Raw genomic sequence first — 25819 nt, forward strand, 5'->3', positions numbered from 1 at the left:
TTCAAATTAGCCTTTGGTAAGTTTACATCAAGCGGCACAGTATCTTCTATTCGCTCCTCCAAAGTCATTTTTTTACGGTCAGCCTTTCTTTCTGCTTTGGTTTTAGCCTTCGGAATAATGTCCTGAGCCGAAACAAACGACGAAAATCCAATAATTAAAATGTATATGAAAAGAATTCGTTTCATTATAAGATACCTGTGTAGTACTTTTGTGAGCAATTTGAATTTTCAAAACGTAAATTTCAACAAAAAATTGGAAATATCCGATAAAATATATGTCGCTGGCCACAACGGAATGGTAGGCTCAGCCATAGTCAGAAAACTAAAAAGCCTTGGTTTTACAAATTTCTTGCTAAGAACGTCAAAAGAACTAGATCTTCGAAATCAAACCGAAGTTTTTGATTTCTTGCAAACTGAAAAACCAGATTACGTATTTTTAGCAGCAGCAAAAGTTGGTGGTATCGTGGCCAATAATACCTATAGAGGGCAGTTTTTATATGAAAACTTGCAGATTCAAAATAACGTAATTCACGGATCATATTTGGCTGGTGTTAAGAAATTGATGTTTTTAGGTTCATCGTGTATCTATCCAAAACTCGCACCACAACCTTTGAAGGAGGATTATCTTTTGACCGGACTTTTGGAACCCACCAACGAGCCTTATGCCATAGCCAAAATAGCGGGCATAAAAATGTGCGAAGCTTACCGTGACCAATATGGATGTAACTATATTTCGGTGATGCCCACTAACTTGTACGGTCCAAACGACAACTATGACCTCAATAATTCTCATGTATTGCCAGCGATGATTCGTAAATTTCATGAAGCCAAATTGGAAAATAAACCCAGTGTAGAATTATGGGGAACGGGCTCGCCCATGCGTGAGTTTTTACATGCCAACGACCTCGCCGAAGCTTGTGTTTATTTGATGGAAAACTACAACGATAGTACTTTGGTAAATATCGGCACAGGTGTTGATGTAACCATAAAAGAGTTGGCAGAAACGATCAAAACTGAGGTAGGTTACGAAGGTGAAATAGTTTGGAATACCGAAAAACCAGATGGAACACCTCGCAAATTGATGGATGTAAGCAAACTCAATGGGCTAGGCTGGAAACATTCCATTGAACTCAAAGACGGTATAGCTATGGTTTACAATGAATATAAAGCTCTGCACTCATAAACATGGCCGAATGGTTTGCAGAGTGGTTTGATACACCTTTTTACCACATTCTGTATAAAAGCAGAGGTAATAACGAAGCACAGAGATTTATCGATAATCTTTCTGAAAAACTAGCATTTCAAACCAATTGGCAATACTGCGACATGGCCTGTGGTAAAGGTCGTCATGCGATTTATCTGAATTCAAAAGGATTTGATGTAGTAGGACTAGACCTCTCTCCCAACAACATTTGGCATGCACAAATGTCTGAAAACGAAACGCTTCAATTTCATGAACATGACATTCGTGAGGTATTTAGACCCCAATTTTTCGATGTAATGCTTAACCTTTTTACAAGTTTTGGATACTTCGAAAATCAAGAAGAAAACCAAAAAGCTGTAGTGGCCATGGCCGAAAATATAAAACCCAACGGAACCTTGGTGTTAGACTATATGAACAGCCGCAAAGCCATAGAAGGATTTAATTCTTACTATCAAAAAACGGTTGATGGAATAGTATTCAATATCAACAAAAGAATAGAATTGGGCTATATTTTCAAAAACATAAGCTTCGAAAATGAAGGCGATAAACACCAATATGAGGAAAGGGTAAAATTGCTTTTCTTAGAAGACTTTAGGCACTTTTTTGAAAAAGCAGATTTGACTTTAACCGCAGTTTATGGAGATTACGACCTCAATCCTTACCAAGACTTGGTTTCAGACAGAATGATCATGGTTTGTAAAAAGAATTGATATGCAAACTTCCAAACTTCCATCCATTCTGAGTTTTGTTGGTTTTACGCTACTTCCTCTTTTTAGCACTTCATTATTAAGTTATTACCTACTTAAATACGAGTCAACGATTTCTACTTTTGGTTTATTAGAATGGTTGGTTCTAACTTTATTTCTTACACTGGGAGCGACCATCGCACTTTGTCCTCCAACATTTTTGGCCATAGTTTTTGGATATTTTATGGATTTTAAAGCCATTCCTTATCTGTTAATTATCAATTTCGGTGCCATTTTCCTTATTTATGTTTTTTATAAAATATTGGATTTCAAATGGATAGAGGGCTATTTTGAAAAAAACGAAAAAATAAAGAATCTCTTAAAAAACATCAAAGCAGACGAACTCAAAATCATTTTTTTTGCCAAACTCTCCCCTATTTTGCCTTTTGCTTTGACCAATCTTACTTTTGCGGTCTCGGGGGCAAAACTGAGGAATATCCTCATTGGTGGTTTTGGAGGTATGCTGCCAAGGACGCTTTTGGCGGTTTACACAGGTAGTCAAGCCAAACAAATACGGACACTCATACAAAACCCAAACGAAGGTCTTTTTTCAAAAATATTGGTACTTTTGCTCATTATTGTGTCTGTTTGGGGCATCACACATTATTTTAGAAAAGCTGTAAAAATGTAAAAAATGGATTGGCAAACACTGTATTCAAACAAAAGATTGGGTTCGCAAAATACACATGCCAGAGACGAGATTCGTGGCGATTATATGCGAGATTATGATCGCGTAGTTTTTTCATCACAGTTTAGGCGTTTACAAAACAAAACCCAGGTGTTTCCACTGCCAGGAGCAGTTTTCGTTCATAACAGGCTCACACATAGCCTCGAAGTAGCCTCCGTGGGTCGGTCTCTTGGAAAAGCTGTAGGTGAACTTTTAGCCACTAAATACAAAGATCAGTTCACCAAAAACGCCAACGATTTCTATAGATTCGAACTTTCGGACGTTATCCAAACGGCTTGTCTTTCACATGACATCGGCAATCCCCCTTTCGGACATTTTGGAGAAGAAGCCATTCGCACTTTTTTTAGCGACTTTTTTTCAAAAAATGAAATAGTAACTGACATTTCCGAAAATCAAAAACAGGATTTGATAAAATTTGAAGGAAATGCAAATGCCTTTAGAATACTGACAACGATTTTTCAAGAAGCTGGACTAAAACTCACCTATACCACCTTGGTGTCTATCATAAAATATCCTACAGACTCTCAGTCGGGATTCAATAAAGCATCTTTAGGCACCAAAAAGTCAGGATTCTTTGATTCAGAAATCAAACATTATCAAGAGATTATAGAGGAATTAGGCATTAAAAAACTAGATGAAACTAAAAATATCTACGCACGCCATCCTTATGTGTTTTTGGTTGAGGCTGCCGATGATATTTGTTATAGAATTATCGATTTGGAAGATGCATTTAAGTTGCACGTTATTTCTTTTCAAGAAGCACAAGATTTACTTTTGCCTTTGTTTATAAACGACCCAAGCTACAATTATATCTCTCAAAAACTCGAAACCATTTCAGACGAAAGCCAAAAACTTTCACTTTTGCGGGCCATGTTGGTCAATAATCTTACCCGAAAATGCACCCAAGTATTTCTTGAAAACGAAGAAGAACTTCTAAACGGAACATTGAACAAATCACTCATTGATTTGATAGACGAGCCTTCCATAGCCCAATTGAAAAAAATTGATATGCTATCGTTTCAAAAAATCTACAATCATCCATCTGTAGTAGAAAAAGAATTGGCAGGCTACCATGTCATTTATGGTCTGCTAGAAGATTTTGTGGGAGCATTGATGCAACCTCATCAAGCCAAATCTCAAAAAGTACTTCGATTAATTCCAAACCAATTTCACATTTCAGAAGAAAATACACGCTATCATAACCTACTTGCTATCATAGATTTTATTTCTGGCATGACGGACGTTTATTCCATGGATTTGTTTAGAAAACTACGAGGAATTCAAACCCCAGAGTTTGGTTGATTGGTTAATTCTCGCCCTGAGCGAAGTCGAAGGGGGTTAATTGGTTAATTGGTTAATTGGTTAATTGGTTAATTGGTTAATTGCTAATCATTTTATAACCAAAAGTTCATTTCAAACAAAATATTAACGAAATCACTAAAATATATTCTTCAATATTTAGGGAATAAAATCCTTAAAAATGGCGATATTTTGGAAATTGCAGTTCTTAGACAAAACATACATGAAGTAAAATCGAAACAATAAGCACAAAAAAATAGCGACCAAATGATCGCTATTTTTAAAATCTATTCAACCTTAAATAAAAAACTTTTTATAATGCAACTACAGAATTAAAATCTGCTGAAACTCCCGAAGGTACATATTTGTCAGCAGCGTCGTCGTTGATCCAGTTTTGACCATCTACTAAGTAACGAAACTGAGTCTCTGTGCCTACTGGTAATTCTATTGTCGTTTTGAAATATCCATTTTTTTGTTTCTTCAACTGAGTTCCTTCTGAATCCCAATTGTTGAAATCTCCCAATAATAAAACCTGATTTCCTGAAACTTGTTCTGGAGCCAACTCAAAAGTCACTTTGCAAACTGGCTTTGATTTTAAAAACTGTTTAGCTAATGCCATAGGTAATTTTTGTTTGATTACATTGCAAATTTACCACCATATTTTTTTTAAGTGTATGTTTATGAGTGCCTTAATTTTCAAAATTCTTGAAATAGTACAATAAAAATATTGATGTATTCAAATATTTCAGCAAAAGAAACTTAAAAAGTTCTTAAAATTTCAAAATCTTCCATTTTTCGATTTATTCAAATTTGCACTATACAATGAAATAATTTCATAATTTTGAAGTATCATCCTTTAAACCAAATCAATGAAGACCTTCAAGAAAATAATTTTCTTTGCCCTCGGCTTTATCATTCTCTTAACCGCCAGTATTTATGGATATTTGGCCTACCTAAAACCAGACCTAAACGCCAACCTTTCGTTGCCTGGACTAAAATCTGAAGTAGAAGTATTGTATGATAACCACGGCATTCCACATATTTATGCTCAAAACGAAGAAGATCTTTTTTATTCCTTTGGCTACGTACATGCCCAAGACAGATTGTTCCAAATGGAAGTACTTAGGAGACTTGCAGACGGCCAGCTTTCCGAACTTTTTGGGGAACCTGCCCTAGAAAGCGATAAATTTTTCAGAACCTTGAGTTTCAGAGAACATGCTAAACTCACCATAGCCAATACTTACAAAGACCCCAACTCTCCATTTGTCAAAGCCGCTAAAGCTTATATAAAAGGAATCAATCAATATATCCAAAACGGCAAAACGCCCATAGAGTTTACGATTGCAGGTATTCCAAAGACAGAATTCACCCTCGAAGACATGGAAATCATTGTAGGTTACATGGGCTATACCTTTGTGGGGGCATTTGGTGCAGAGGCTGTTTCTACAGACATCATGAATAGATTGGGACCAGATTATTTCAAAGATGTATTGACAGCATGGCCAGATTCCCTACATAGAATACCAGTTCAAAAAAATGGATCTGCTGCAAAAAACTTGGCAATGATGCACAATCAATTGACCAAAATGAACCAAGACTTGGCTTTCCCGCCTTTTCATGGCTCCAACGGCTGGGTGATTTCCGGTAAAAAAACCAAATCTGGCAAGCCGATATTGGCCAACGACACACATATCGCCTTCTCACAGCCCTCGGTTTGGTATGAAGCCCATCTCGAATGCCCTACTTTCAAAACTTATGGAAATTTCCTAGCCGGAACGCCTGTACCTGCACTTGGCCATAATGACAATGGCGGCTGGGGACTAACGATGTTTGAAAATGACGATGCTGATTTCTTCAGAGAAACATTAAATCCGGCCAACCAAAATCAGGTAAAATACAAAGACACTTGGGAAGAAATCAACATAAGGAAAGAAATTATAAAAGTAAAAGACAAAGCCGATGTAGTCTTAGAGGTAAAAAAAACCAGACATGGTTATTTGTTGAATGGAGCTTTTAAAAATGTCGAAAGTATCAAAGACCCGATAGCTCTTTGGTGGGTGTATCATCAATTTCCCTCTCAACATCTAAACGTTTTTTATAATATCTGTAAAGCAAAAAATGCCACAGATATGGGCAAAGCTGTAGCTCCTTTAACCTCGCCTGGCCTTAATTTTATGTGGGCAGACACCGAAGGAAACATCGCATGGTGGGCTGCAGGAAAACTGCCAATAAGACCTAAACATGTAGACCCACAGATAATTTTAGATGGCTCCACAGGCTTAGATGACCCGCAAGGCTGGTACGATTTCAGCTTAAACCCGCAAATACTAAATCCCGAAAGAGGAGCTTTGTATACTGCAAATAACCAACCCGATGATATGGGCAATGGCCTGGTCCCTGGCTATTATGTACCATCCAATAGAGCTAAAAGAATCGAAGAATTGATATTCACCGATAAGAATGACTGGACAGAAGAAGAGGTAAGAAAAGTTATAAATGACGTTAAAAGTACCAGCTATCCAGGCATGATTCAAAGCATTTTTGCCGGAATAAATGATACAGAACTGAACAAGGAAGGTAAAGAACTCAAAGCAATCCTTAGCAAATGGGATGGTACACATGAACTAGAAAACATTGAGCCAACCGTTTTCTACAAATTATTGTTTAACATTTACCAACTTTCTTTCTTAGATGAACTGGGTCCTGATGTTTTTGCCGCATTTGAGCATAATTTTGGAATGAAACGAAACACCGAATTTTTCTTGAAAAATCAAAATTCGAAATGGTGGGATAACATCAAAACCAAAGAAAAAGAAAACAGAAAAGATATCATTTTAAAAGCTATAAGCCTTACTAGTAACAATTTAACAACCCAACTCGGCAACGATAAAACACAATGGAAATGGGGAAAAGTACATACCATTGAGCACAAGCATCCGCTTGGGATAGTTCCAGTAATAGGCAAATGGTTTAATGTTGGACCTATTCCAGTTAATGGCGGTAGAGAAACCATCAACAATCTTGACTTCTTTATGGACTCAACGGGTACTTACAAAGTAGTTTATGGACCAGCTTTAAGAAGAATCATAGATTTTGGCAATCCAGAGGATGCCCAAAGTGTAAACCCGACTGGGCAAAGTGGCTACTTTATAAGCAAAAGATACGACGACCAAGCCGAGATGTTTGCCAAAGGTGGTAAAAGACCAGAACTAACCAATAGAAAGGCAATTGAGAAGGTGCTTTATGGGAAGATGACTTTTAGGCCGTGAAGTAAATTTCTGAATTAGGATTGTTTCATGAAAAGGTTAAAACTTATTCTTTGAATGTTCATGCACATGAACATTCAAAGAATCCTAAAAATCCTAATTCTGCATTTTTATTTACTCGCAAACAACCCCTCCAAAACATCAACCGCCCTTTCAATTTCTTCTTCAGTAGTGAACTTACTGAAAGAGAAACGCACATTCGCTCTGTTTGGATCGGCTTTGAGGGCATTCAGTACATGCGACCCAAGGTTTGTTCCGCTAGAGCATGCACTTCCGCCTGAGCATGAAATCCCTTCAATGTCAAGATTGAAAAGTAGCATTTCATTATCAGGATGAGGTGGAAAACTTACATTCAGAACGGTATAGAGACTATTTTCAATATCACCAGAGGCACCATTAAAGGTTATTCCAGCAATTTTTTCTTGAAGCAATGACTTCATTCTTCCCTTCAAGCCTTGGATGTGATTTTTGTGACCTTCTAAATTAGCATTGGCAATTTCTAGTGCCTTTGCAAGGCCTATAATTCCATAAATATTCTCAGTACCTCCACGCATATTACGCTCCTGAGCACCACCATGTATGAGCGGATTTATTTTAGAGTTTGCATTGATATACAAAAAACCAACCCCTTTTGGGCCATGAAATTTATGAGCACCAGCAACCACAAAATCTACTGGCAAAGCTTGCATATCAAAAGTATAATGCCCCATGGTTTGCACAGTATCAGAATGAAACATCGCTTTATGTTGTTTTGCAATCTCCCCTACTCTGTTGATATCTAATAAATTACCAATTTCGTTATTACCATGCATCAAAGACACCAAAGATTTAGGTTTGTCCTTCAGAATTGCACCTAAACTATCTAAATCCAAATTTCCATGTGCATCATTTTCTAAAAAAGACAATTCAATTTTGCCTAATTTTTCGAGATTTTCTAATGTATGCAAAACCGCATGATGCTCCAAATGGGAGGTTACAGCGTGTTTAACACCCAAGGTTTCCACCGACTGAATAATAGCGGTATTGTCAGCTTCAGTACCGCCTGAAGTAAAGAAAATCTCGCTCGGAGAGGTATTTAAAATGCCTGCAACAGTCTTTCTTGCTGTTTCTAAGGCCGATTTTACTTTTCTTCCATGCGAATGAATGGACGAAGGATTACCAAAATGTTCTTTGAAATAAGGAAGCATAGCCTCAAAAACTTCTGGATCGATTGGAGTAGTGGCAGCGTTATCGAGAAATATCTTTTTAGACATGATTTTGAAGATGAAATTTTGTGCAAAAGTAATTTTTTAAAAGCTGAAATTTAATCAATCGGCACATTTCTTTTAAAAGCCCGTCCAAAATCTATCAAGGATTCGGTTTTCAATACCCCTGGAATATGGTCAATTTTTTCGTACAAAACCCTTCTCATGTGTTCACTGTTTTTAGCTACTATCCTGATATACAACGTATACTGACCAGTAATGTAGTAACACTCCACTACCTCAGGAATTTCCTTGAGGGCATCTATAATGATCTCCGAATTACTATCTTCTTTCAGTATAATGCCCGTAAATGCACTCCATTCATAGCCCATTTTGCGTTCGTCAAGTTCAAGGGCCATTTTTTTAATGATACCTTCGGTCCGCATTCTATTAACACGTTGATGCACCATCGTATTAGAAATCTCCATTTTTTTGGCAATGTCAGAGAAAGGCTTTCTGCCGTCTTTTTCTAACTCCTTTAAAATAAGTTTATCGAATTCATCCAATTCCATATTCATTCAATTTGCTAAAAGTCAATTTTAAAATAAAATACTACTTTCAAATTTATATTTTTCTTTTTTATATCACAAATAAAAAATATTTACAATATTTTGTAAATATAAAGAAACATGAACTTTTTTACGTAAAATATCAGAAATATGACTGCAGAAATGACAAAAACTGAAAACTTTATTGAACTCGAAGAAAAACATGGTGCCCACAATTATCATCCGTTGCCCGTAGTATTGGAGCGTGGTGAAGGGCCGTTTGTCTGGGACGTAGAGGGAAAACGTTATTTTGATTTCCTATCAGCATATTCGGCTGTAAATCAAGGACATTGTCATCCAAGAATTATCCAAGCACTTACGCAGCAAGCACAAAAACTTACCTTAACCTCTAGAGCCTTTCACAGTGCTTCTTTGGGTGTTTTTGAAAAATACATCACGGATTTATTCGGCTACGACAAAGTTTTAATGATGAATACAGGTGTAGAAGCAGTAGAAACTTCACTAAAACTTTGCCGTAAATGGGCCTATGAAAAGAAAGGTATTCCCGAAGGTAAAGCCAAAATATTGTTTGCTAGTCAAAATTTTCACGGACGTACTTTAGGCGTAATTTCTGCGTCCGTAGACCCTAGCAGCCGTAATGGATTCGGGCCTTTTTTGCCAGGATTTGATGTGATTGAATATGACAACATAGAAGCATTAGAAAATGCACTAATATCTGACCCGTTTGTAGCTGGCTTTATAGTAGAACCCATACAAGGTGAAGCTGGCGTAAAAGTCCCTGCAAAAGGCTACTTAAAAGAGGCCGCTAAACTTTGCAAGGCTGCCAATGTTCTATTTATTGCCGACGAAATCCAAACAGGAATTGCCAGAACAGGAAAAATGCTTTGCGTGGACCACGAAGAAGTTAAACCTGATATCGTGATCTTGGGAAAAGCCCTTTCTGGAGGCGTGTTACCAGTTTCAGCAGTTTTGGCAGACGACCACATTATGCTGTGTATCAAACCAGGTGAACATGGCTCTACCTACGGTGGTAATCCGCTCGCTTGCGAGGTAGCCAAAGAGGCACTTCAAGTAGTTTTGGATGAAAAATTAGCTGAAAAAGCAGAACATTTAGGAGAAATATTTAGATCTGAATTAAATAAATACATTGAAAAAAGCTCAATTGTTACCTTAGTTAGAGGAAAAGGTCTTTTAAATGCCATTGAAGTAAATACAACGGAAGACTCAGAATTGGCTTGGAATATTTGTTTGCTTTTAAAAGAAAACGGACTTTTGGCCAAACCAACGCATGGCAACAAAATCAGATTTGCACCGCCATTGGTGATTACTGAAGAACAAATACGAGAATGTGTGGCGATTATTACCAATACGATTTCGACTTTTGAGGTTTAGTTGTTGATTTTTCCAATCAAGTATAACCACTAGTCTGCGATTTGAAAAATAGCTTTACGTTTTGAACAGAGCGGAAATTTTCATAATTTGAGAATCCAAAAACCTTAACATTGCTCTCAAAACGAATTTCAAACTTTCCCTATTCTGTCCAAACGCTCTTTGCAGCGGTGGCCGCATTCTGTACTTATTTGTGCTTTTATCCTTTCCGAAGGGCCTACACCGCAGCTACCTTTGAAGAATTATATTTCTGGGGAATACATTTCAAAATACTTATAATCACTGCACAAGTATTGGGCTTTGCAGTTTCAAAAGGCATCGGAGTTAAGGTAGTTTCCGAAATGAAACCAGAAAACCGAGCCAAAGGATTACTACTTTTCACAGGTCTTTCCTGGATTTGTATGTTATTTTTTGGTTTAACTCCAGCTCCCTACAATCTAATTTTTGTTTTTCTGGGTAGTTTACCTCTTGGCTTATTTTATGGTGTTATATTAGGCTTCTTGGAGGGCAGAAAAAGTACAGATTTGCTAGTGGCAGCACTGACAGCCTCTTTTATTATCGGCTCAGGATTTGCAAAAAGCATCGGTAAATGGGTATTGAGTAGTTTTAATGTATCCGAATTTTTGATGCCATTTGTGGCGGATTCTGTAATGTATATTCCTTTGGCTATTTCAGTTTGGTTTTTGGCTCAAGTTCCAAAACCCAACGAAGCCGACAAACTAGACCGTGTCGAACGATTACCCATGGATAAATCAGCCAGAAAAGCATTTATAAAAGAATTTGGAATAGGCTTGGTTTTGTTTATCATTTCTTATGTTTTGCTTACAGCCTATCGAGAATTTAGAGACAATTTTATGCCAGAAATCCTACAAGAATTAGGCTATGGTGGACAAACGGCTCTCTTTACTAAAACAGAAATCCCCATCGCTGTTGTCGTACTTTTACTAATGGCTTCTATGAGGCTTATCCGAAATCACGCAAAGGCATTTTTTGTGATTCAGAGTTTGCTTTTATTAGGAGCATCCATAATTGGAGCCTCAACTTTACTTTATCAACTCGAAATCATAAACCCAATACTTTGGCTAATTGGGGTGGGTTTTGGGGCGTATGTAGCGTATTCTATGTGCAATAGCATTTATTTTGAACGCATGTTGGCAGCATTTAAATATTCTGGAACGGTGGGGTTTATGATAACATTGGCAGACTATTATGCTTACTTTGGAAGTTTGCTAGTGCTTTTCTACAAAAACTTTTTCCAAAACAAAACCACCAATGTCAACTTCTTCATCTATGGTTCATATGCCTTAGCGGCTACATATTTCTTGATGGTACTCGCTTCGTTTTATTATTTTGAAAGAAAAACTTCAAATACAAAAAAATAAAGATACACCGACCAGATAGCTCATTGAAAAATCTTAAAGTATATTTACAGATATTTTTATCAATAATTCAACCTTATTTTTTTATGAAAAAAGTCATTTTTAGTTTAATCTTAAGTAGCATATTATTTGCTGCTTGCAAATCCGAAACTGAACAAAAACCAGATTTAAATATTTCACTAGCTCAGTGGTCGCTGCATAAAAGTTTTTTTGGAGATGCTCTCAATGGTGACTGGGCGGCATTTGGAAGACTCTTGAAAGAAAACCCTGACTCACTTTTACAAGGCAAATTACATCCAGATGATTTCCCGAAAATAGCTGCTGGCTATGGTGTAAATACCATCGAATTGGTGAATACTTTTTATTTCAGCAAAGCAAAAGACATGGCCTACTGGGAAGGATTCAAAAAGAAATGTGATGATGCAGGCGTAAAAGTAGGCTTAATCATGTGTGATGCTTTGGGTGACCTAGGCAATGCGGACTCAGTAGAAAGACAAAAAGCTGTTGAAAATCACCACGATTGGGTCAAAATAGCCAAATTTTTGGGTGCTTCTACCATCAGAGTAAATGCCGCGGGAGTTGGAACAGCAGATGAAGTAGCAAAAAATGCTGCTGATGGTCTTAAGAAATTGGGCGAATTTGCATCAAAAGAAGGTATAAATGTTGTAGTAGAAAACCACGGTGGATACTCATCAGATGGTTCTTGGCTAGCAGGCGTCATGAAAACAGTAAACATGGAAAATGTAGGAACACTTCCTGATTTTGGCAATTTTTGCATAGAAAGAGGCCCAGATGGTTGCCTTAAAGAGTATGACAGATACAAAGGGATAGCTGAACTAATGCCTTATGCGAAAGGAGTAAGTGCCAAAACGCATGTATTCGGAAAAGATGGCAACGAATCAGAAATGGATTACGCTAGAATTCTAAAAATTGTAAAAGATGCAGGCTTTAAAGGCAACATCGGTATTGAATTTGAAGGTGAGGGCATTTCAGAAGATGAAGGCATAAAAGCAACTAAGGCACTGATTGAGAAGCTTTTGAAGTGAGATTAATGCAGGATACTATAGCCAATATAGCAAAAAAAGCGGATTGAAGTCCGCTTTTTTTGTAACTTAATATTTCAGAAATCTATTTCTTAAACAAAGAATCCACAAAGGCTATTTTGTTAAAAACCTGAAGATCTTGCATCTTTTCACCAACTCCAATATATTTTACCGGAATCTTGAATTCGTCAGAAATACCGATTACGACGCCACCTTTTGCAGTACCATCTAATTTTGTAATGGTCAATGAATTCACTTCAGTTACTTTGGTAAATTCTCTGGCCTGAATTACAGCATTTTGGCCGGTGCTACCATCCAAAACCAACATCACCTCGTGAGGAGCTTCGGGCAGAATCTTTTGCATCACACGCTTAATTTTTCCTAACTCGTTCATTAGGTTGACCTTTGTATGTAGCCTTCCTGCTGTATCAATAATAATTACATCTGCACCTTTTTCTACACCTACTTTTATAGCATCGTAAGCTACTGAAGATGGGTCGGTGTTCATACCGTGATCCACAACCTCCACGCCTACCCTTGAACCCCAAAGTTTTAATTGATCCACAGCTGCAGCTCTAAATGTATCAGCCGCTCCCAAAACCACTTTTTTGCCGTTTTTCTGAAAATTATGGGCTAGTTTTCCAATAGTTGTTGTTTTACCTACTCCATTTACACCCACCACCATCAACACATAAGGCTTTGGTAAGTTCTCCGTTTCGAAGCTATTTTGCACGTCTTGTGAGTTATTCTCTTGCAAAAGCTCAGCAATTTCTTCACGAAGAATTACGTCTAATTCCGTAGTATTTGTGAATTTATCTCTTGCAACACGGGCTTCAATACGCTTAATGATTTTGATGGTCGTATCCACACCTACATCAGAACTTATTAAAATTTCCTCCAGTTCATCCAAAACTTCCTCGTCAACGGTTGATTTGCCAACAATTGCTTTAGAAATTTTATCGAAAATACTGGTTTTAGATTTCTCTAGACCTTTGTCGAGTGTTTCTTTTTTTTCTTTACTAAAAAAATCAAATAAGCCCATTTATCAGAGATTGAGTGTTGTATGCAAATTTATCAAATAAATTCCGTTTGTGAGAATTTAGTTTCCTATTGCTTTTAGAAATTGCGGCTACTCCCCAAAATAATTCTCCCACAAATCAGCAGGTACTCGTTTTGGTCGCATGGAAAGTGGATCGAGGGCTACCCAAAGTGTGCGGGCTTTTACCAATAAAATGTGGTCTTTGTAAATTTCATAATTACGGTCAGATGTAACACCTGAAAAGTTATCCACCCATGTTTTGACAATGATACTGTCTCCTAAAAAAGCTGGTTTTAAGTATTCAATCTCATGTTTTTTCACCACCCAACGCATGCTATCTGAAATTTCAGTTGGCACTGACGAATACCAATGTGCCATAGCCCCTTGTTGCAAATAGTTGAAATATACCACATTGTTGACATGATTGAGTTCATCAATATCAGCCTCCGCCACTTTTATAATATGTTCGTAAATTTTTGGTTTCAATTATAGAAAAGTGAATTAAACACTCAATAAAATTAATTCAATATTAGGTATGCAAAACGGACAAATCACAACTCGACCCCCACAGCTCAAAACTATGATGATTGAACAAAACAAAAAGCCTTAACCGAATCGGCAAGGCTTTTACAAATATCTTTGAAAACTTATTATTTTAAAGCTTCAGCGATGTTGTCTACAGCAACCATCTCTTCTTTAAAAGTGTAAGCACCAGTTTTATCAGATTTCACAGCTTTGATTACTTTCGCAAAACTCTTCAACGCTGATTTATCCCTTAGGGTTGCAACTACTTTCTTTGCCATTGTATTTTTATGTTAAATGTTTGATGTTCGACTTTGGCCGTGGCCATTTTCAAACAAATTACTTGATTTCTTTGTGTACTGTAACTTTTTTCAATACAGGATTGTACTTCTTCAATTCCAAACGCGACGTAGTATTCTTACGGTTTTTGGTAGTGATGTATCTAGACATTCCTGGCTGACCTGTGGTCTTGTGCTCGGTACATTCTAATATAACCTGAACTCTATTTCCTTTCTTTGCCATTATTATAAAATATTATCTTTTTCTAAATCGGGCTGCAAAGATATTAATTTATTTCTTTTTACAAAAACCTTTGTCTAAATTATTTAAGATAAAAAACAGAATAGATATAAAACAGTACTTTTCTCAGTAAAAATGGTTATGCTTGTACTCAAAATCAACAAAATAAATGCAAAACACCCGAATATTACTCAACCAAAGACCCCTTGGAATTCCTACTGAAGATTGCTGGAAAATAGAAACAGTCGAAATCCCAGAAATAAAGGATGGCGAAGTTTTGGTCAAAACCAAATACCTATCCATAGACCCTGCCATGAGGGGTTGGATGAATGATTCTAAAAGCTACATTAAACCCGTTGAATTAGGCGAAACCATGAGGGCATTGGCCGTTGGTGAAATTATAGCTTCAAAAAATCCCAAGTTTACAGTGGGTGAATTTGTGAGTACCGCCACTGGCGTTCAGGAATATGCTATTTCTGAAGGAAAAGATTTTGTGAAAGTTGATCCAAAAATTTTCCCTTTACCGGCTTATCTTGGCACACTGGGAATGTCTGGACTTACCGCCTATTTTGGGCTTCTAGAAACTGGCCAACCCAAAGAAGGTGAGACTGTTGTGGTGTCAGGTGCCGCCGGAGCCGTAGGAAGTGTGGTAGGTCAAATAGCCAAAATAAAAGGCTGTAAAGTAATTGGAATAGCGGGTGGACAAGACAAATGTGATTACGTCATCAATGAATTGGGTTTTGATGCATGCATAGATTATAAAGTAGGAAATCTTAGAAAAAACCTGAAAGAGGCATGCCCTACTGGCGTGGATGTTTATTTTGACAATGTGGGTGGTGAAATATTAGACACAGTGTTGACGCTTATCAACAAAAAAGCACGTATAGTTATTTGTGGGGCTATTTCGCAGTATAACTCCACTAAGCCTGAAGGACCAAAAAACTATCTTTCATTGCTGGTTAATCGAGCAAAAATGGAAGGAATAGTAGTTTTTGACAATGTTGCCCGATATGGAGACGCTGCAAAAGAGATGGCTGGCTGGATATTAGCAGGTAAATTAAACGCAAATTTTCATATAGAAAAAGGTGGTATAAAAGCTTTTCCTGAGACCCTAATGAAACTTTTCGCAGGAGAAAATACGGGAAAAATGGTTTTGGAAGTTGATGTATGATTTTGGATAGAAATTCGTTTTTCAGTCACATTAAATACTTTAGATAAAAATGAAAGCATTCTTAAAATTAGGAATAGTTTTGGCTTTAATAATAGGTATATCCGCCTGTAAAACCAACCAAAGTTTTTTAGTTGAAAACGCAAATTCAGTACTTGAGATGCATAAAAGGGTGGCAATTTTGCCCTTTAAAGTAAGTTTCAACGAAGAATACAAAGCCATCAGCAGAGGTGGGAGAGGTCAAAGTAATTGGCAAGAACAAGAACGCGTGGCTGGGCTCGACTTGCAAAAGACTACTTTTAATATGCTCGCTCGCAGAGCCGAGAAAAAAAGGCTTGACTTTACCGTTCAGGATTTTTTAACCACAAACAAAACCCTTCAAAGCGAGAACATCCGATTTTCAGAACTCAAATCTATAGACAAAGGCAAACTGGCTCGGATTCTTGGGGTTGATGCAGTGATTTGGGGAGAAACTGAGATGCAGTTTTCGATGAGAAATTTTGCTGGCCGAAACGGCATGAATACGCAACTCCAACTTATTGATGCTGATTCGGGCGTATTGGTTTGGCAAAATCAAAGTTTTCAAGACATCAGCAATAGAATGGATTCACCTCAAGACTTAGCCGTAAGAGCCGTTCAAAATCTGATTGGAGCCTTACCATACAAATCTCAGAAAAAGTGATTCTTAAAAATTTCTTTTGCAAATGTGAAATCGTAATGATTTTGGTTAATTTTGCACCTTGAAATTTCAAAAAACCTATGGGAAGAGCATTTGAATTTAGAAAAGCACGTAAAATGAAACGTTGGTCGTCTATGGCCAAAGTGTTTACGCGTATTGGCAAAGACATCGTGATGGCCGTAAAATCTGGCGGGGCAGATCCTTCCACCAACTCTCGTTTGAGGGCAGTAATTCAAAACGCCAAGGCTGCCAACATGCCAAAAGTGAACGTGGAGAATGCTATAAAAAAAGCCTCTTCGAAAGACCAAGAGGATTACAAAGAGATGGTATTGGAAGGCTACGGAATGCATGGAGTGGCGGTATTGGTAGAATGCACCACCGACAACAACAACCGGACAGTGGCCAATGTCAGAAGCTATTTTACCAAATGCAATGGCAACCTTGGAACAAATGGCATGCTTGACTTTATTTTTGAAAGAAAATGTATTTTCAAAATAGCCAATTCACCAAGCGTAGATTTAGAGGAACTAGAGTTTGAATTGATAGACTTCGGAGCGGATGATGTGTTTTTGGATGAGGAACACGACCAAATAAATATTTATGGGGAATTCACTGCTTACGGAGCCATTCAGAAATTTTTAGAAGAAAAAGGCTTAGAATTGCTTCACGCAGACTTTGAAAGAATACCCACAGACACCAAAAAACTAAGCGAAGCTGAAGCGGCTGACCTTGATAAGTTATTAGAAAAATTGGACGAAGACGATGACGTGCAGAATGTTTACCACAATATGGTTATCGAGTAATCATTCGTTCCCTGAGCTTGTCGAAGGGTGGTTAATTGGTTAATTGGTTAATTGGTTTCCCGATTGCCATCGGGAGGTTAATTGGTTAATAATAAAGAAATTGACAGGACAATAGTTCAAAATATTTTTAGTTAAAAAGGTCAACGCTTTCGTTGACCTTTTTTTATTTACCCTTTGTTCTCAGGACGACCTCCATGGTGAGGGCCTCCATGATGAGGGCCTCCATGATTTCCACCTCTACCTTTTCTCGTTCCTTCCTTTCTTCTGGCTTCGTTGGTAGCCAATTTTTCCTCGAAAGTCTTGTATTGCTCAGGAGTCAATATCTTTTTCATTTCGTTTTTGTAAGCCAGCTTTTTTGCATCGTGCTTGGCTTTCATCTCCTTGCGTTCTGCTTCGCGAGTGGCTACTGACGCTTTGTTTAGTTTGGTAACAGCGGCAAACTGCTGGTCAGTCAGCTTTAAATCGGCTTTTAGCTTCTCGCTTCTCTTTTCAGCCATTTTTTCGGGATTAAAATCTCGCTTGCCACCTTCGTTTCCACTTTTTTGTGCAAAAGCACCGACAGATAAAGCCGAAATAACGGCCAAAGACATAATTAACTTTTTCATAATTGTTTTTTTATTTGTTATGCAGCTTTGACCGTCACTTTTGCATAAGGTTTAGCTCACAAATGTTAAAAAACATTAAAATCAGAAAATTACAACCTATTTTGATATAACCTGAATTTCTAACATTTTCAAAACGCTTGTTTTCCTTTTTAGCCTTAAAAGCCTATATTTGTGCGATTTTTGAAATATAACGAAAGCAAAAAATGAGAAAAAAATACGCCGCTGGTAACTGGAAAATGAACAAAACTTTTGAAGAAGGTCAAATACTTTTGTCAGAAGTGGTAAATATGGTAAACGACGAAATGAACAACCCAAATGTTCATGTAATTTTGGGCGTCCCCTTTCCTTATTTGAGCACTTTTACCAAATTAGTAAATTCATCGAAAGTATCTATAGCAGCCCAAAACTGCCACCCAAAACCTTCTGGTGCATACACAGGTGAGGTATCGGTGCAGATGTTGAAATCTGTTGGCGTTAGCTCAGTAATCATCGGTCATTCAGAGCGTCGTGAGTATTTCTTGGAATCTGATGCATTTATTGCAGAAAAAGTGGATGCTATTTTGGCAGAAGGCTTAACGCCCATATTCTGCTGTGGAGAAACTTTGGCTCAGCGTGAAGCAGGCATTCACTTCGATTTTGTTTGTGGACAATTGACCAACAGCCTTTTTCACTTATCGGCTGAGGCTTTGCAAAAAGTAGTGATTGCTTACGAACCTATCTGGGCTATCGGCACGGGCGTAACGGCTTCTTCAGCACAAGCACAAGAAATGCACAAAGTATTGCGTGATCACTTGGCAAGCAAATATGGACAAACAGTGGCTGACGAAATCTCGATCCTTTATGGTGGTAGCGTAGGTGCTGGCAATGCAGTAGAGTTGTTCTCTCAACCCGACGTTGACGGCGGACTAGTAGGCGGGGCATCACTCAAATCAAGAGACTTTACAGACATTTCTAAGTCGTTTCCGGCGTAAGAGATTTCTATTTAAATATTCAAAAAGCCAAACCTTTGCATGTTTGGCTTTTTTTGTGAATTCAATATTGAAAAAAAATATTCTAAGAATTGTGACTTTTATTTAAGATACACGTCTAAGCACTTTTCCGATAAATTTACCCACAAAAAAAGACATACCTCTCGGCATGTCTTTTCTCAAAATTTTAACACTGACGTTCCATTCAAAAAGCAAAAGTTATATTTTACTCATTTTAGTTTAGGCGATACATATTTAATTAAAAAAAGTATAGTATACATAAAGGCCTAAAATTAATGCTATACCTATTCCTTTCTCTAATAATTCTTTAATAAGCATTTTCTTCTCTAAGCACCTAATTCTAAGGAAGAAAAGCAGCAAAACTGCGGCAAAAATACTTATATAGACCCATGGTTGATAAACCTTAAAAAGAAATAGAAAAATTGGTAGAATAATAAAAAAACGAACGATTCCTTTAGATTCAATAATTTTTTCCATTTTATTTTATTTTATTTTTCAGCCTTACAACCTATGTACTGTTGCCTAAAATATTCCATTCCAGCTGTACCCGCTATACAAGCTGTATTAGCCACTGCAGCAACTCCTAGACATGCATTATAGATTCATCTACAATTTCCTGCAACCTTTGAATCCCATTAAAAACTCATTAGTTATTTATTTTTATCTTTCAAAAACTTAATTAATTCGGTTAATGCTTTATAAATTAAGTAAAAGAAGTATAATAATACTCCAAATAAAACTATGGGAGCATAGGTGAATAAAAATTCCTTAATCATATTACTCATGCTTCAATTTGGTCAACATGTACAATTCCATCGCAACCAATTAAAATCCAGTACCCTCTTTTGCCCCAAAATAAAAATTAGGTAGTTTTCATACTAACACAATTTAGAAAAAGTATCTTCCCCAAGGTTCACTAAACCTAAGAAAGAAACTAAGAAAAAATTGTTTGTAATTTAACTTTTTAAGTACTTCCTAATAATTTTATAAAGAATATAAATGCCAAAAAATAAAATAACCAATAATAAAATGGGCCACATGTTTTTCATAATTCTATCTTAAAGATGAGTTTTATATTTTATAATACTTTGAAAGTCTCTTTTGTGAAGTAAATTAGATTATTGTTGTATTTCATCAATAGAAACATTTCCATTACACCCTATTAAAACTCTATAACTAACTGGTTCACTATAGAACGTTCCAATTCCTTCAATGAATATAACATAATTCCTTGTTCCATAAATCCAAGTTTCAATTGTATCACTATACCTATTTTAAGTAAAAAATCCCTGGTTCCAAGAATAACCAAAAATAAAACCTGAAAGCCAAGAATTTAAACTTGTAATATTCCCATTTGAAATATTCGCACCAAAATTAATGGTACTAAACCATGAAAACCCAGTATGAAAAGCAATTGCGTTGTTCCAATTTCCACATCCGGAATTAGAAATACTAAAATTCTCATCTATAACTGTACCTTTAGATTTTGGAATTTTACCCTTGTAATTTTGATAAATTTTAGAAAAATTAGTTGTAGACCTTTCTAAATGAGCAAAAACAGTTTCGTGCGGTGCTTTAGATTTGACCAATTTCAAAAACAATTTTGCATCATCTATACTATTAAACTCCAATCCATTTGATGCATTTATCTTGGCATCTCTAGAAACCTTAAAACCCAATTCTCTCCCAAATTTTTCCAAATCAGTTTCCTCTTTCTCAATATTCGAACTAAGATTTAATTTTGCAGCATTTGGCTCTATATTCTTATTTTCATTACATGAAATAAAGGAGACCATTAGTAAGGCAATGATGATTTTTTTCATAATAATTTGTATTTCAAGTGAATAATATGTCCAAAACTAAATTAAAGGAAATATTCATGAAATAGGAAAAATTCCTATTTGTATAAAATCAAAAGAAAATAGGAATTATTCCTATCCTGATAAATAAGTGTCTGCACCCCCCAAATCTTGCAATAACGCAGCATTTGAAAAAGCATAAAAATTCAATTCAGCAGTAGTTTTAAAGTCTAGTTTTATACAAATATTGCTTTTATGATTTTTGACTGTATGCGTGCTTATGAAAAGCTTCTCAGCTATTTGCTTTGATTTAAAACCAAGAGAAATAAGTTGCAGAATTTTCTTTTCTTGTGGACTGAGATTAATTAAAGTGTGCATTAGCAAAAGTTTATATGGTAGATTGAATACTCAAATCAAAAGTCTTCTAACCTCAAAAACAAACATTTCTAAAAATATATTTTCAAAACAGCCGTTTGACTTGACCTGCATCAATTTTGGCACTTTCCCACTGAAAATTTACGACATTTATTAAAATTTAACCCATAAAAAAAGACACCCCTCTCGGCATGTCTTTTCTCAAAAAAATATCTTTTCTAAATATTAAAACGGCAAATCGTCTTCTCCTTCCAATGCAGCAGGTATCGGTGCTGGTGTAGATGGGGCAGAAGCGGCAGCGGCCGGTGCAGAAGTAGCTCCGCTTTCTTTTTCTATTCTCCAGCCTTGTATGCTGTTAAAATATCTGGTTTCGCCTTGCGGGCTTTGCCACTCTCTCCCTCTTAGATTTATTGAAACTTTTACAGCATCACCTACGGCATAGCTGTTTAGCAAATCGCATTTGTCTTGCGTAAACTCTATCATTATGTGCTGCGGGTAAGTCTCTTCGGTAGTTACTACCAATTCTCTTTTCTTAAAAGTGGGGCTTACTTGCTGCTCAGGGTTTATTACTTTGATATTTCCAGAAACTTCCATCGTATTATGTATTTTTGTATAAATTCTCATACAAATATAAAAACGATAAGTAGGTTTAAAAATGATAAGTGGAATTATTTCGGAAATTGCCAAAAAACTGAGCCAAAATAAAGGCACAAATCCCACCTTTTCTATCAGAAAAAACGACCTTTGGGCATATAGAAGAGATGACGACAATATTTTTGCACTGGCCTCTACTTTGTTTATTTTACAACAATATGCATCGCTTCTAAGTGTCAATCAAAAAAAGATTTTTGAAGATATTCAGGCTCAAATATTGGCTTTTTATCCAAACTATCAAAACAAAGACGGCCGATTGACCTACAATTTCTATCCAACACAACCCTCAGGTCATTTCCCCAACGGGCGATTAATGCGGAAGTTCGACCATTTCAGACTTCCAGATGACATTGATGATACCGCACTCATTTACCTCACTTCAAACTACTCAAAAGAGCAAACTTTGTGGTTAAAGAGCCATCTCTATGGCTTTACAGATCAATATGCTGGTGTAGAAAGTGGTAAAATCTACAGCACTTGGTTCGGGAAAAATATGCCAAAAGAACAAGATGTGTGTGCTTTATTGAATTTGATGTATTTGTTTTTTAAACACCACATAGATTTAGACGAAACGGACAAAAACACCTTAGAATTCATTGGCAATTCGGTAGATGAAATCCAAAATAATCCTTTCAAAATTTCACGGCATTATGGACATCCAGCTTTGATAATCTACCATTATGCCCGTTTCATAGGAGAAAATTCATATCAGATATTGGATCAAAAAAAAGGCCTTTTAATAAGATTTGCTAAAGAATTATTGATAAAAGAAAAAACCAAGCTATTTAGAATTCTTCTTGAAATTTCGCTCATAAAACTAGGTGAAAAAAGAATAAAAAGCGACCTCAATTTTGGCACTGAAAAACCATTTTACTCCTTCATTGGGGCTCCATTTGCTCCATTTCAAAGCCCTTCCTTGAGGTTTATTGCAAAAAAAAAATGGTCTCAGATTTTCTGGAAGTCAGAAATACATGAGTTGGCTTTGAGATTGGAGTATGCATGTTTATTTCAAAAACAAAATATTGTATAAAATGCCCGCTTTAAACCATTCATACTGATGGTTTTGAGACAATAAATAGCTAAATTTGCGTTTTGATTACAAAAAATCTAATTGAATGCGTGTTAAATTTCTTTATATAATTGCTGTTTTTTCGATTGTATTGACTTCGTGTGGAGAAAGAAAACCAGATGTTGAAGTAAAAATCAGACGATTTGAAAGAGAGCTGATGGCTGTAAAAAGTCAGCCTGAAATGGCAACTCTTCTACAAAAAAACGAAAACATAGTAAAGTCACTTTACAGAACATTTCCCGACGATACTGCATTTGTGTCACATATATTTTATTTGTCATCACACCCAGAAACCCGAAAACTTTATGACCAAACACAAGCGGAATTTGGAGAATTGGCCGACATGCAAAAAGAACTAGAAGAAGCTTTTGTTAACATAAAATCAAATTTTCCAGATTTTAAAGAACCCAAAATAGTTACTACTTTTTCAGGTTTAGAAAACGATCTTTTTGTATCTGACACTTTGATAATCATAGCCTTGGAGTCGTTTCTTGGCCCAAAAGCCCCCTATAGACCCGACCAGCCCAACTATATCCTAAAGCGATATTCCAAAGAATATATTGTGCCAACGGTTATCAGATATTTATCCAATTCTTACAACAAACTTGACCCAAAAGACCAGTCTTTTTTGGCGGATATGTTGTTTTTTGGAAAATCCTTAGAGTTTACAAAAGAAATGCTCCCAAATACGCCCGATTCTTTAATTATTGGATATTCAGCATTAGAATTAACTGAAACCTGGGAGGCACAAGACTTGGTATGGGCTCATGTGGTTGACAAAAATTTGCTGTATAATCCCAATCCACATTTAAAAGAAAAATACTTTGGCGAAAGGCCTTCGGTACCGGAAATTGGCCCAAAATGCCCAGGAAGAATAGGCCAATGGCTTGGCTGGAGGATAATCCAGCGTTACCGAACCGAAAACCCCAAAGTAACGTTTCAAGAATTAATGGCAAATGACAAGCCTGGGGACATCCTAAGGGAATCGAAATACAGAGGACAGATAGAAAAAGAATAATGGCAAAGGGCAGACATGGTGCAGGAGTAGATTTGGCACCCGAAGATAAAAAAAAACTAAGTAAAGACGGATTGAAGAAAGCGATTGCTCTTTTCAAATTTACACTACCCTACAAAAACACCTACATCATAGGTATGTTGTTTCTGGTATTTTCTACGGTTACCACTATGGTTTTTCCGCTTTTGATAGGCGAAATGACCAAGGTAATGGAAGGAAAATCGCTTTATAATATCAACCAAGTGGCTATTTTCTTTGCAGTGATATTGGTTGCACAAGGTATTTTTTCATTTTTCAGGGTTTACTTTTTCTCTATTGTCAGCGAAAAAACCGCGGCAGATATTCGCAAGGTAGTTTATGACAAATTTATCACTTCGCCCATTTCTTTTTTTGAAAACAACCGTGTAGGCGACCTCATGAGTCGCATCACATCAGATGTTTCTGCCATTCAAAGTGTGCTTTCTACCACTTTGGCGGAGTTTTTCAGACAAGTGGCTACTTTGGTAATAGGCATAGCCATGTTGGTTTATATCTCATGGAAACTTACATTGTTCATGTTGGCTACCTTCCCTATTATTGTGATTGCTGCTTTGGTTTTTGGAAAATATATCAGAACCATCTCCAAAAAAGTACAAGAAAAACTTGCCGAAGCAAATGTCATAGTGGAAGAATCATTGCAATCCGTTTCTATAGTTAAGGCATTTACCAACGAAAAACTGGAGTCTAAAAGATTCTCCAAATCCGTTGCCGAGTCTGTAACTTTAGCTCTCAAAGCAGCCACGCTTAGAGGCGGATTCATCACGTTCTTTATTATCGGACTTTTTGGAGGCATCGTTTTGGTCATATGGTTTGGTGGAAATTTGGTCATAGAAAAAGAAATTTTGATAGCCGACCTGATTACCTTTCTTACCTTAACAATATTCATCGGAGGCTCCATGAGTGGCCTGGGTGATTTATATGCCCAACTACAAAGAACCGTAGGAGCTTCCGAGAGAATATTGGAAATATTGGAAGAAAAATCTGAAGTAGACATTGAAAAAGAAAAAGTTTTGAATCCTATTGAAGGGAATATATCATTCAAAAACGTTAAATTCAGCTATCCTTCTAGAAAAGATGTAGAAGTACTGAAAGGTATAAATTTTGAAATCGAGGCAGGTAAAAAAATAGCCCTAGTTGGACATTCTGGTGCAGGAAAATCAACTATAGTACAATTGCTCATGAAATTCTACCCTGATTTTCAAGGCGAAATACTTATCGATGGTCAAGATATTAAAAACCAAGACGTCACATTCTTGCGTCAAAATATAGCCATAGTGCCTCAGGAAGTAATTTTGTTCGGTGGCACAATTTTCGAAAACATAGCTTACGGAAATCCTGGAGCAAACCTAAAAGAGGTAGAAGAAGCAGCACAAAAAGCCAACGCCTTGGAATTTATAGAGAAATTTCCGGATAAATTCGAGACTATAGTCGGCGACAGAGGCATAAAACTCTCTGGTGGTCAAAGACAACGAATTGCCATAGCTAGGGCAATTTTAAAAGACCCAGCAATACTTTTGCTCGACGAAGCAACGAGTGCATTAGACTCGGAATCGGAGAAATTGGTACAGGATGCCTTAAACGAACTCATGAAAGGTCGTACATCCATTATCATTGCACATAGATTGGCTACGATCAGAAATGCTGACCAAATATATGTTCTGAAAGATGGAGAAATAGCAGAATCTGGCACGCACGAAAGTTTGATTTTGAAAAACGAAGGAATTTATGCAAATTTGGTAAAAATGCAGTTTGACATAGTTTCATACGAAATGGTATAA

The 25819-nt window shown here is 36.7% G+C and carries 27 protein-coding genes; 15 read left to right on the top strand and 12 right to left on the bottom strand.

The window, feature by feature from the left end; translation table 11 throughout:
- On the bottom strand, positions 1-185 hold a 185-nt coding region (locus tag EGI24_RS18380), incomplete at its 3' end, for a hypothetical protein (protein WP_255050026.1).
- A gap of 67 nt (positions 186-252) precedes the next feature.
- Between EGI24_RS18380 and EGI24_RS18385 the strand changes: the two genes are divergently transcribed.
- The 4 genes from EGI24_RS18385 to EGI24_RS18400 are packed head-to-tail and all read left to right on the top strand — an operon-like array spanning position 253 to position 3939.
- Positions 253-1182 carry a GDP-L-fucose synthase gene (locus EGI24_RS18385; RefSeq protein WP_255050027.1) on the top strand — a complete coding sequence of 310 codons (930 nt, stop codon included), beginning with the start codon at positions 253-255 and terminating at the stop codon, positions 1180-1182.
- Positions 1183-1184: 2 nt separating this feature from the next.
- Positions 1185-1913, top strand: coding sequence for a bifunctional 2-polyprenyl-6-hydroxyphenol methylase/3-demethylubiquinol 3-O-methyltransferase UbiG (locus EGI24_RS18390; RefSeq protein WP_255050028.1), 729 nt, complete (start codon positions 1185-1187; stop codon positions 1911-1913).
- Between the two features lies 1 nt (position 1914).
- Entirely contained in the window at positions 1915-2580 is a 666-nt protein-coding gene (locus tag EGI24_RS18395) for a TVP38/TMEM64 family protein (RefSeq protein WP_255050029.1), read from the top strand.
- 3 nt (positions 2581-2583) lie between these two features.
- The gene (locus EGI24_RS18400) at positions 2584-3939 is read left to right on the top strand and encodes a deoxyguanosinetriphosphate triphosphohydrolase (RefSeq protein WP_255050030.1); all 1356 of its coding nucleotides are present in this window, start codon (positions 2584-2586) and stop codon (positions 3937-3939) included.
- 310 nt (positions 3940-4249) lie between these two features.
- On the opposite strand, the gene EGI24_RS18405 is transcribed toward EGI24_RS18400, so the two are convergent.
- A complete protein-coding gene (locus EGI24_RS18405; protein ID WP_255050031.1) occupies positions 4250-4555 on the bottom strand; it encodes an isoamylase early set domain-containing protein in 306 nt (101 codons plus the stop codon).
- Between the two features lie 250 nt (positions 4556-4805).
- On the opposite strand from EGI24_RS18405, the gene EGI24_RS18410 reads away from it, so the two are divergent.
- Positions 4806-7205 carry a penicillin acylase family protein gene (locus tag EGI24_RS18410; RefSeq protein WP_255050032.1) on the top strand — a complete coding sequence of 800 codons (2400 nt, stop codon included), beginning with the start codon at positions 4806-4808 and terminating at the stop codon, positions 7203-7205.
- A 107-nt stretch (positions 7206-7312) separates the two neighbouring features.
- Here EGI24_RS18410 and EGI24_RS18415 read toward each other — a convergent pair whose 3' ends face one another.
- Together EGI24_RS18415 and EGI24_RS18420 are read right to left on the bottom strand one after the other, a co-directional pair.
- The gene (locus EGI24_RS18415) at positions 7313-8455 is read right to left on the bottom strand and encodes a cysteine desulfurase family protein (protein WP_255050033.1); all 1143 of its coding nucleotides are present in this window, start codon (positions 8453-8455) and stop codon (positions 7313-7315) included.
- Positions 8456-8505: 50 nt separating this feature from the next.
- Positions 8506-8958: an Lrp/AsnC family transcriptional regulator gene (locus tag EGI24_RS18420; RefSeq protein WP_255050034.1), complete on the bottom strand. Its 453-nt coding sequence runs from the start codon at positions 8956-8958 to the stop codon at positions 8506-8508.
- Between the two features lie 147 nt (positions 8959-9105).
- On the opposite strand from EGI24_RS18420, the gene rocD reads away from it, so the two are divergent.
- The 3 genes from rocD to EGI24_RS18435 all read left to right on the top strand — a co-directional run bounded on the left by rocD (position 9106) and on the right by EGI24_RS18435 (position 12769).
- Positions 9106-10347, top strand: a complete 1242-nt coding sequence (rocD, locus tag EGI24_RS18425) for an ornithine--oxo-acid transaminase (protein WP_255050035.1) — start codon at positions 9106-9108, stop codon at positions 10345-10347.
- Positions 10348-10457: 110 nt separating this feature from the next.
- Entirely contained in the window at positions 10458-11726 is a 1269-nt protein-coding gene (locus EGI24_RS18430; RefSeq protein ID WP_255050036.1) for a DUF5690 family protein, read from the top strand.
- Positions 11727-11809: 83 nt separating this feature from the next.
- Positions 11810-12769 (top strand): sugar phosphate isomerase/epimerase, encoded by a 960-nt coding sequence (locus EGI24_RS18435; RefSeq protein ID WP_255050037.1) that lies wholly within the window; start codon positions 11810-11812, stop codon positions 12767-12769.
- An 82-nt stretch (positions 12770-12851) separates the two neighbouring features.
- On the opposite strand, the gene ftsY is transcribed toward EGI24_RS18435, so the two are convergent.
- The 4 genes from ftsY to rpmG all read right to left on the bottom strand — a co-directional run bounded on the left by ftsY (position 12852) and on the right by rpmG (position 14849).
- A complete protein-coding gene (ftsY, locus tag EGI24_RS18440) occupies positions 12852-13808 on the bottom strand; it encodes a signal recognition particle-docking protein FtsY (RefSeq protein WP_255050038.1) in 957 nt (318 codons plus the stop codon).
- An 87-nt stretch (positions 13809-13895) separates the two neighbouring features.
- Positions 13896-14291: a thioesterase family protein gene (locus tag EGI24_RS18445; RefSeq protein WP_255050039.1), complete on the bottom strand. Its 396-nt coding sequence runs from the start codon at positions 14289-14291 to the stop codon at positions 13896-13898.
- Between the two features lie 164 nt (positions 14292-14455).
- Complete coding sequence (locus EGI24_RS18450) at positions 14456-14608, bottom strand: DUF4295 domain-containing protein (protein ID WP_255050040.1); 153 nt, start codon at positions 14606-14608, stop codon at positions 14456-14458.
- 58 nt (positions 14609-14666) lie between these two features.
- Positions 14667-14849 carry a 50S ribosomal protein L33 gene (gene rpmG / locus EGI24_RS18455; RefSeq protein WP_255038599.1) on the bottom strand — a complete coding sequence of 61 codons (183 nt, stop codon included), beginning with the start codon at positions 14847-14849 and terminating at the stop codon, positions 14667-14669.
- A gap of 166 nt (positions 14850-15015) precedes the next feature.
- Here rpmG and EGI24_RS18460 point away from each other — a divergent pair, with 166 nt between their 5' ends.
- The 3 genes from EGI24_RS18460 (at position 15016) to EGI24_RS18470 (ending at position 17496) form a co-directional block, all read left to right on the top strand.
- Positions 15016-16017, top strand: a complete 1002-nt coding sequence (locus tag EGI24_RS18460) for an NADP-dependent oxidoreductase (protein ID WP_255050041.1) — start codon at positions 15016-15018, stop codon at positions 16015-16017.
- 49 nt (positions 16018-16066) lie between these two features.
- Positions 16067-16696, top strand: a complete 630-nt coding sequence (locus tag EGI24_RS18465; protein WP_255050042.1) for a hypothetical protein — start codon at positions 16067-16069, stop codon at positions 16694-16696.
- Positions 16697-16773: 77 nt separating this feature from the next.
- Positions 16774-17496 (top strand): YebC/PmpR family DNA-binding transcriptional regulator, encoded by a 723-nt coding sequence (locus EGI24_RS18470; protein ID WP_255050043.1) that lies wholly within the window; start codon positions 16774-16776, stop codon positions 17494-17496.
- Between the two features lie 167 nt (positions 17497-17663).
- Here EGI24_RS18470 and EGI24_RS18475 read toward each other — a convergent pair whose 3' ends face one another.
- A complete protein-coding gene (locus EGI24_RS18475; protein ID WP_255050044.1) occupies positions 17664-18101 on the bottom strand; it encodes a hypothetical protein in 438 nt (145 codons plus the stop codon).
- 203 nt (positions 18102-18304) lie between these two features.
- Between EGI24_RS18475 and tpiA the strand changes: the two genes are divergently transcribed.
- Positions 18305-19072, top strand: a complete 768-nt coding sequence (gene tpiA, locus EGI24_RS18480) for a triose-phosphate isomerase (protein ID WP_255050045.1) — start codon at positions 18305-18307, stop codon at positions 19070-19072.
- A gap of 1292 nt (positions 19073-20364) precedes the next feature.
- Here the strand turns inward: tpiA and EGI24_RS18485 are convergent.
- The 3 genes from EGI24_RS18485 to EGI24_RS18495 form a co-directional block, all read right to left on the bottom strand.
- On the bottom strand, positions 20365-20913 hold the full coding sequence (locus EGI24_RS18485; protein ID WP_255050046.1) for a hypothetical protein: 549 nt from the start codon (positions 20911-20913) through the stop codon (positions 20365-20367).
- A 111-nt stretch (positions 20914-21024) separates the two neighbouring features.
- Positions 21025-21267 carry a response regulator transcription factor gene (locus EGI24_RS18490; protein WP_255050047.1) on the bottom strand — a complete coding sequence of 81 codons (243 nt, stop codon included), beginning with the start codon at positions 21265-21267 and terminating at the stop codon, positions 21025-21027.
- Positions 21268-21489: 222 nt separating this feature from the next.
- Positions 21490-21858 (bottom strand): DUF3127 domain-containing protein, encoded by a 369-nt coding sequence (locus EGI24_RS18495; protein ID WP_255050048.1) that lies wholly within the window; start codon positions 21856-21858, stop codon positions 21490-21492.
- A gap of 61 nt (positions 21859-21919) precedes the next feature.
- Between EGI24_RS18495 and EGI24_RS18500 the strand changes: the two genes are divergently transcribed.
- From EGI24_RS18500 to EGI24_RS18510, 3 genes are all read left to right on the top strand, one after another.
- On the top strand, positions 21920-22948 hold the full coding sequence (locus EGI24_RS18500; RefSeq protein ID WP_255050049.1) for a hypothetical protein: 1029 nt from the start codon (positions 21920-21922) through the stop codon (positions 22946-22948).
- 85 nt (positions 22949-23033) lie between these two features.
- Positions 23034-24005: a gliding motility protein gene (locus EGI24_RS18505; protein ID WP_255050050.1), complete on the top strand. Its 972-nt coding sequence runs from the start codon at positions 23034-23036 to the stop codon at positions 24003-24005.
- Positions 24005-25819 carry an ABC transporter ATP-binding protein gene (locus EGI24_RS18510; RefSeq protein WP_255050051.1) on the top strand — a complete coding sequence of 605 codons (1815 nt, stop codon included), beginning with the start codon at positions 24005-24007 and terminating at the stop codon, positions 25817-25819. The genes EGI24_RS18505 and EGI24_RS18510 overlap by 1 nt, the downstream gene beginning before the upstream one ends.

This window comes from Lacihabitans sp. CS3-21 (assembly GCF_024343675.1).
Classification (GTDB): domain Bacteria; phylum Bacteroidota; class Bacteroidia; order Cytophagales; family Spirosomataceae; genus Leadbetterella.

Bases quoted from the DNA above. Each gene is read 5' to 3' on its own strand.
- EGI24_RS18390 (WP_255050028.1), top strand. From the start codon at position 1,185: ATGGCCGAATGGTTTGCAGAGTGGTTTGATACACCTTTTTACCACATT.
- EGI24_RS18395 (WP_255050029.1), top strand. From the start codon at position 1,915: ATGCAAACTTCCAAACTTCCATCCATTCTGAGTTTTGTTGGTTTTACG.
- EGI24_RS18400 (WP_255050030.1), top strand. From the start codon at position 2,584: ATGGATTGGCAAACACTGTATTCAAACAAAAGATTGGGTTCGCAAAAT.
- EGI24_RS18405 (WP_255050031.1), bottom strand. From the start codon at position 4,555: ATGGCATTAGCTAAACAGTTTTTAAAATCAAAGCCAGTTTGCAAAGTG.
- EGI24_RS18410 (WP_255050032.1), top strand. From the start codon at position 4,806: ATGAAGACCTTCAAGAAAATAATTTTCTTTGCCCTCGGCTTTATCATT.
- EGI24_RS18415 (WP_255050033.1), bottom strand. From the start codon at position 8,455: ATGTCTAAAAAGATATTTCTCGATAACGCTGCCACTACTCCAATCGAT.
- EGI24_RS18420 (WP_255050034.1), bottom strand. From the start codon at position 8,958: ATGGAATTGGATGAATTCGATAAACTTATTTTAAAGGAGTTAGAAAAA.
- rocD (WP_255050035.1), top strand. From the start codon at position 9,106: ATGACTGCAGAAATGACAAAAACTGAAAACTTTATTGAACTCGAAGAA.
- EGI24_RS18435 (WP_255050037.1), top strand. From the start codon at position 11,810: ATGAAAAAAGTCATTTTTAGTTTAATCTTAAGTAGCATATTATTTGCT.
- ftsY (WP_255050038.1), bottom strand. From the start codon at position 13,808: ATGGGCTTATTTGATTTTTTTAGTAAAGAAAAAAAAGAAACACTCGAC.
- EGI24_RS18450 (WP_255050040.1), bottom strand. From the start codon at position 14,608: ATGGCAAAGAAAGTAGTTGCAACCCTAAGGGATAAATCAGCGTTGAAG.
- rpmG (WP_255038599.1), bottom strand. From the start codon at position 14,849: ATGGCAAAGAAAGGAAATAGAGTTCAGGTTATATTAGAATGTACCGAG.
- EGI24_RS18460 (WP_255050041.1), top strand. From the start codon at position 15,016: ATGCAAAACACCCGAATATTACTCAACCAAAGACCCCTTGGAATTCCT.
- EGI24_RS18465 (WP_255050042.1), top strand. From the start codon at position 16,067: ATGAAAGCATTCTTAAAATTAGGAATAGTTTTGGCTTTAATAATAGGT.
- EGI24_RS18470 (WP_255050043.1), top strand. From the start codon at position 16,774: ATGGGAAGAGCATTTGAATTTAGAAAAGCACGTAAAATGAAACGTTGG.
- EGI24_RS18475 (WP_255050044.1), bottom strand. From the start codon at position 18,101: ATGAAAAAGTTAATTATGTCTTTGGCCGTTATTTCGGCTTTATCTGTC.
- tpiA (WP_255050045.1), top strand. From the start codon at position 18,305: ATGAGAAAAAAATACGCCGCTGGTAACTGGAAAATGAACAAAACTTTT.
- EGI24_RS18485 (WP_255050046.1), bottom strand. From the start codon at position 20,913: ATGAAAAAAATCATCATTGCCTTACTAATGGTCTCCTTTATTTCATGT.
- EGI24_RS18490 (WP_255050047.1), bottom strand. From the start codon at position 21,267: ATGCACACTTTAATTAATCTCAGTCCACAAGAAAAGAAAATTCTGCAA.
- EGI24_RS18495 (WP_255050048.1), bottom strand. From the start codon at position 21,858: ATGGAAGTTTCTGGAAATATCAAAGTAATAAACCCTGAGCAGCAAGTA.
- EGI24_RS18500 (WP_255050049.1), top strand. From the start codon at position 21,920: ATGATAAGTGGAATTATTTCGGAAATTGCCAAAAAACTGAGCCAAAAT.
- EGI24_RS18505 (WP_255050050.1), top strand. From the start codon at position 23,034: ATGCGTGTTAAATTTCTTTATATAATTGCTGTTTTTTCGATTGTATTG.
- EGI24_RS18510 (WP_255050051.1), top strand. From the start codon at position 24,005: ATGGCAAAGGGCAGACATGGTGCAGGAGTAGATTTGGCACCCGAAGAT.